General features: G+C 71.5%; 2 protein-coding genes. Both read right to left on the bottom strand.

Annotated features, from left to right (window positions below):
• Positions 1-2,343 (bottom strand): aldehyde dehydrogenase family protein (locus DFR50_RS30985; RefSeq protein WP_113894181.1); only part of this gene is annotated, 2,343 nt, incomplete at its 3' end.
• 10 nt (positions 2,344-2,353) lie between these two features.
• The coding region (deoC, locus tag DFR50_RS30980) for a deoxyribose-phosphate aldolase (protein ID WP_113894179.1) at positions 2,354-3,293 on the bottom strand (940 nt) is incomplete at its 5' end.

Raw genomic sequence — 3,293 nt, 5'->3', positions numbered from 1 at the left:
CTGGGTGGCGCGGCGCAGGAACGGCCGGCCTTCGGCCCTTGGCCAATCGACCAGCGTGGCCTGGGTCCAGGTCGCCTTGAGGTTGCCGGCGGAGGCGGCTTCGACCTTCGCCGCGCCGGCGGGGTCGCCGACATACCAGACGGCGTCGACGCCGTCGTGCTCGGCGAGGGTGAGGGCGAGCGCGTTCGCCTCGCCGGTCACGATGTTGACGACGCCGCCCGGCACGTCGGAGGTGTCGAGCACGGAATAGAAGTCGGTCGCGGCGAACGGATGCCGCGTCGAAGGCACCGCGACGACGCAATTGCCCATCGCGACCGCCGGCATGACGAGCGAGACCAGGGCGAGCAGGGGCGCCTCATCCGGGCAGACGATCCCCATCACGCCCCAGGGCTCGTTCATCGCCAGCGTCACGAACTTCGACCGGGTCGCGTGGACCGCGCCGTCGTACTTGTCGGCGAAGCCGGCATAGAAGAACGCCCGCCGGATCGAGGCGTCGACCTCGGCCGCCGCGGCGCGCGGCGCGGCGCCGGTCATGGCGCTCAGCCGGTTGGCGAACTCGTCGGCGCGGGCGGCGAGGTTCTCGGCGACGTAGTAAAGCACCTGCGCCCGGGTGTGGGCGGTCGCGGCGGCCCAGGACGACGCCTTGGCGGCGGCCTCGACCGCATTGCGGATGTCCTTGCGGCTTCCCAGGCCGGCGAGCCCGACCGCGCGGCCCCTGGGATCGAGGACCGCGTAGCTCGCCCCGGAGTCGGGCCGCGCCTGCTTGCCGCCGACGTAGAGCTTGGCGGTGCGGTCGATGCCGATTCCGCCCTCGCCCGCCGGGGTCGCGCCCGGCAGCGCGCTCGGCGCCGACGTCTTCGCCCCATAGGGTTTGCCGCCGGCGACGTCGGCGACGCGATACGCGCAAAAGCCCTCCCGGCCGCCCTCGCGGCCGAAGCCGCTCTCGCGGTAGCCGCCGAAGCCGGACGCCGCGTCGAACAGGTTCGTCGCGTTGATCCAGACGACGCCCGCCTTGATCCGCGCCGCGACATCGAGCGCGCGGTTGACGTTTTCGGTCCAGACGGAGGCGGCGAGGCCGTAGCGGGTGTTGTTGGCGAGCGCGACCGCTTCGTCCGGCGTGCGAAAGGTCGTCGTCACCAGAACCGGCCCGAAAATCTCCTCGCGCATCAGGATCGAGGCGGGCTCGACGCCGGTGACCAGGGTCGGCGGATAGAACGAGCCCTTCGCCGGCAGTCGCTCGTCGGCGCGCCAGATCGCCAGTCCCTCCTCGGCGCCGGCGCGCATCAGGCGCTCGATCCGCTCGAGCTGGACCGGCGCGACGATCGCGCCGACGTCGGTCGACTTGTCGAGCGGATCGCCGACCCGGAGCTTCGCCATGCGCGCGCGCAGCCTGGCGTGGAGCGCCTCGGCGATCCCCTCGGCCGCGAGGAGCCGCGAGCCGGCGCAGCACACCTGGCCCTGGTTGAACCAGATGGCGTCGACGACGCCCTCGACGGCGCTGTCGAGGTCGGCGTCGTCGAACACGACGAACGGCGATTTCCCGCCGAGTTCGAGGGTCAGCGCCTTGCCGGTTCCGGCCGTGGCCTTGCGGATCGCCCGCCCGACCTCAGTCGAGCCGGTGAAGGCGACCTTGTCGACGCCCTCGTGCGCCGCCAGCGCCGCGCCGGCGTCGCCGTCGCCGGTCACGATGTTGACGACGCCCGCGGGCAGCCCCGCCTCGATGCAGATCTCGGCGAAGGCGAGCGCCGTCAGCGGCGTGTATTCGGCCGGCTTCAGGACGACCGTGCAGCCGGCCGCGAGCGCCGGGGCGATCTTCCAGGCCAGCATCAGCAGCGGGAAGTTCCACGGGATGATCTGGCCGCAGACCCCGACCGGCTTCGTCCCCGGGAACTCGCTGTCGATCAGCGCGGCCCAGCCGGCGTGGTGGTAGAAATGACGCGCGACCAGCGGCACGTCGATGTCGCGCGATTCGCGGATCGGCTTGCCGTTGTCGATCGTCTCCAGCACCGCCAGGAACCGCTCGCGCTTCTGCACGTGGCGCGCGAGGGCGTAGAGGAAACGCGCCCGCTCGTGACCGGAGAGCGCCGCCCATCTCGGCAGCGCCTTGCGCGCCGCCGCGACCGCGGCGTCCACGTCGGCCGCGGACCCTTGCGTGGCGCGCCCGATGCGCGCGCCCGTCGCCGGGTCGAACACGTCGAACAGGTCGTGGGCGGGGGTGAAGCGCCCGCCGATGAAGCAGCCGAAACCGGCCTCGCGCGTGGCGAGCCAAGCCCGGACGGCGTCGCTGCTCTCGGGCGAAGGGCCGTAATCCATCGTGCGAAGAATGTCCTTGACGAGCGCCATGAAGAAACCCTCACGCCATCGCGTGGCGATAAGCGGCCGAATAGCGGCCGGTGGCATAATGATCGAGCTGCCGCTCGATGTCGGTCAGCAATCCGCTCGCGCCGATGCGGAACAGGTCCGGCTGCATCCAGGCCAGACCGAGTTCCTCCTTCATCAGAATGAGCCAGGCGAGCGCGTCCTTGGCCGCGCGCAGGCCCCCGGCCGGCTTGAAGCCGATGTCGACGCCGACCCGTTCGCGATAGTCGCGCAGGGCCCGGACCATGACCAGGCTCACCGGCAGGGTGGCGTTGACGTCCTCCTTGCCGGTCGAGGTCTTGATGAAGTCGGCGCCGGCCTGCATCGCCACCATGCTCGCCGCATAGACGTTGCGCAGGGTCTTGAGCTCGCCCGTGCCGAGGATCGTCTTGAGGTGGGCGCGTCCGCACGCCTCGCGCATCGCCGCGATCTCGTCGTAGAGCGCGGTCCAGTCGCGCCCGAGCACGTGGGCGCGGGTGATGACGATGTCGATCTCGGCCGCCCCCTCGCCGACCGCGAAAGCGATCTCCTCGAGCCGCAGTCTCAGCGGCATCAGCCCGGTCGGAAAGCCGGTCGCCACCGAGGCCACCGGAATCCCCGAGCCTGCGAGCGCGCGAACCGCGTGCGGAACCATGGTCGGGTAAACGCAGACGGCGGCGACGGTCGGCGCCTGGTCCTCGAGCCCGAGCGCCCTCAGCAGCTCCTCGCTCAGCGGGCGGCGCGCCTTGGCGCACAGCCGGCGCACCCGGTCCGGCGTGTCGTCGCCCGAAAGCGTCGTCAGGTCGATGCACGCCAGCGCCTTCACCAGCCACGCCGCCTGGTATTCCTTCTTCACCGAGCGCCGCGTCGTCAGCGTCGCAGCGCGCCGCTCGACCGCGCTCGTATTCACCCCAACGCTCTCGAACCACGACGGATCGAGCCGAACGCCGGGATTG

Origin of the sequence: Roseiarcus fermentans (genome assembly GCF_003315135.1) — a bacterium.
Lineage (GTDB): Bacteria > Pseudomonadota > Alphaproteobacteria > Rhizobiales > Beijerinckiaceae > Roseiarcus > Roseiarcus fermentans.
Note: the sequence above shows the minus strand (reverse complement) of the source record. Positions and strands in the feature narration are given on the sequence as shown.